This window comes from Curtobacterium sp. B18 (genome assembly GCF_000333375.1).
Classification (GTDB): domain Bacteria; phylum Actinomycetota; class Actinomycetes; order Actinomycetales; family Microbacteriaceae; genus Curtobacterium.
In genome coordinates this window covers 1-2,484 of sequence record NZ_BACZ01000035.1, presented here as the reverse complement: position 1 = coordinate 2,484, position 2,484 = coordinate 1, and the positions used below count along the sequence as shown (strand labels likewise).

Below are 2,484 nucleotides of genomic sequence, written 5' to 3'. Positions count from 1 at the left end.
GCCCGGCCCGGACTCCGGGTGGGCCGCACTCGACGGGGACGAGGACGCACCGCCGTCCGGCGTCTCGCCCGGCTTCGGCCACTGGTTCTGATCGGACACCGTCCACCCCTCTCGGGCGCGTCGTTCGTCGGCGCCCTTCGTGAATCCTCCCACAGACACCCGTCCGGAGACCGGGCGAGACCCCGCGCGTCAGCGCCGGACCGGTGGGGGCGACGTGTGTGTCAGACCTGGACGGTCGTCACCGGCAGCGTGGAGTCGGCCGCGATCCCGAGGTCGCTCGGCGCGTGCCCCTCGGCGACGAGCCGTGCGCCGACCGCGGCGATCATCGCGCCGTTGTCGGTGCAGAGGTCGAACGGCGGGATCCGGAGGGCGACCCCGGCCCGAGCGCAGCGCTCCTCGGCGACGGCCCGCAGCCGGGCGTTCGCCACGACGCCCCCGCCGAGCAGCAGCCGGTGCACCCCGGTGTCCTCGCACGCGCGCAGCGCCTTCGTGAGGAGCACGTCGACGACGGCCTCGCGGAAGCTGGCGGCGACGTCGGCGACCGGGACCTCGCGCCCCTCGTCGCGGCACCGCTCGACCCACCGCGCGACGGCGGTCTTGAGCCCGGAGAACGAGAAGTCGTACCGGTGCGCGGCCATGTCCTTCGGCAGCGTGAGCCCGCGGGGGAACCGGATCGCGGTGGGGTCGCCGTCCGCCGCCGCCCGGTCGATCTGCGGCCCGCCCGGGTACGGCAGTCCCAGGAGCCGCGCGACCTTGTCGAACGCCTCGCCGGCGGCGTCGTCGATCGTCTCGCCGAGGAGCTCCACGTCCCCGACGAGGTCGTTCACGAGGAGCAGGGACGTGTGCCCGCCCGACACCAGGAGCGCCACCGTCGGCAGGTCGATCTCCGAACCGTCCGACCGCAGCACGTCGGCGCCGACGTGTCCGACCAGGTGGTTGACGCCGTACAGCGGCTTGCCCGTCGCCACCGCGAGGGCCTTGGCCGCGCCGACCCCGACCATGAGTGCACCGGCGAGCCCGGGGCCCGCGGTGACCGCGACGGCGTCGATCTCGTCCAGGGTGACCCCGGCCTGCTCGAGCGCGGCCGAGAGCGTCGGCGTCATCGCCTCGAGGTGCGCCCGTGCGGCGACCTCGGGCACGACCCCGCCGTAGCGCGCGTGCTCCTCCATGCTCGACGCGATGACGTTCGCGAGCAGGGTGGTACCCCGCACGATCCCGACGCCGGTCTCGTCACAGCTCGTCTCGATGCCGAGCACGAGGGGTTCAGCCATCGAGGGCCTCCTGTCCGATGGGGCCGACGCCCGACGCGGGCGTGCCGGAGGTGCCGGGCGTCCCGGGCGTGGCGGGGCCGTCCGGAGCGGTCGGGCGGAGTGCCGCCCGCATCACCCACGCGTCGACGCCGTCCGGCTGGTAGTAGCGCGGACGCACCGCGATCCGTTCAAACCCGAACGCGGTGTACATCGCCTGGGCGACGGGGTTGTCGGCCCGCACCTCGAGGAAGACCTCGTGCACACCGCGCCGCCGTGCCTCGTCGAGGAGCTCGGTGAAGAGCACGCGGCCGATGCCCTTCCCTCGCTGGTCCGCGGCGACCGCGATCGTCTGGATGTCCGCGACGGGGTTGCCGGCGAGGGACGAGAGCCCGGCGTACCCGACGATCGTCGGTGCCCCGTCGTCGGTCGTCTCGACGACGACGTAGTGGCCGTGCGGCGAGTACAGCTCGCCGGACATCTGCGACGCCGACCACGCGTCGGTCGGGAACGACGCGTGCTCCAACCACATCACGTCGTCGAGGTCCTGCGGGTGCGCGCGCCGAAGGCGCAGCCCGTCGGGCAGCGTCACTGCTTCACCCGCTTGGGCGCACCCGGCATCGTCACGTCCGGATCGCGCAGGTATCGGGGCGTGTCGTCCGCGAAGGGCGTGCCGGAGGCGAGCCGGTCCGCGGCGAGCGCACCGAGCCTCCAGGCCGGGATGGACCGGGCGGTGACCCGGTCCCAGTCGACCGCGTCGGGCCGGGAGGCGCGGATCGCCTCGTCGAGGTCCGCCGGCTTGGCGAGTCCCGGCCCCGCGACGCGCGTGCCGGTCTGGTCGTAGGCGCTCCAGTAGACCTCGCGCCGACGCGCGTCCGTCAGGACGACGAAGGGCCCGGGGCGGTCCTGGTCGGCGGCGACCGCGTCGTGGCTGACCAGCGGGAGGAGGGGGACACCGCGTGCCGCGGCGAAGGTGCGCGCAGCCGCGATGCCGACGCGGAGGCCGGTGAACGGCCCCGGCCCCATCCCGGCGACCACGGCGGTGACGCCCGCCGGGGTGACGTCGGCCTCGGCGAGGACCTCGGCGAGGAACGGACCGATGACCTCGGCGTGGCGACGGCTGTCCTCGGTGCTCCGGGTCGCGAGGGGTCGACCGGTGGCCGGGTCGACCAGGGCGACGGACGTTCCCGGCGGAGTGTCGATCGCGAGCAGCACCCGTCCATCGTAGGCGTGCTGC

General features: G+C 74.7%; 3 protein-coding genes. All 3 read right to left on the bottom strand.

What is annotated here, in order from left to right:
• Positions 1-221: 221 nt before the first annotated feature.
• On the bottom strand, positions 222-1,271 hold the full coding sequence (tsaD, locus tag I5E_RS00970; RefSeq protein ID WP_031260925.1) for a tRNA (adenosine(37)-N6)-threonylcarbamoyltransferase complex transferase subunit TsaD: 1,050 nt from the start codon (positions 1,269-1,271) through the stop codon (positions 222-224).
• Entirely contained in the window at positions 1,264-1,839 is a 576-nt protein-coding gene (gene rimI, locus I5E_RS20825; RefSeq protein ID WP_031260922.1) for a ribosomal protein S18-alanine N-acetyltransferase, read from the bottom strand. Before rimI ends, tsaD begins: the two co-directional genes overlap by 8 nt.
• A partial coding sequence (gene tsaB, locus I5E_RS00960) for a tRNA (adenosine(37)-N6)-threonylcarbamoyltransferase complex dimerization subunit type 1 TsaB (RefSeq protein ID WP_022905353.1) occupies positions 1,836-2,484 on the bottom strand: 649 nt, incomplete at its 5' end. The genes tsaB and rimI, both read right to left, overlap by 4 nt.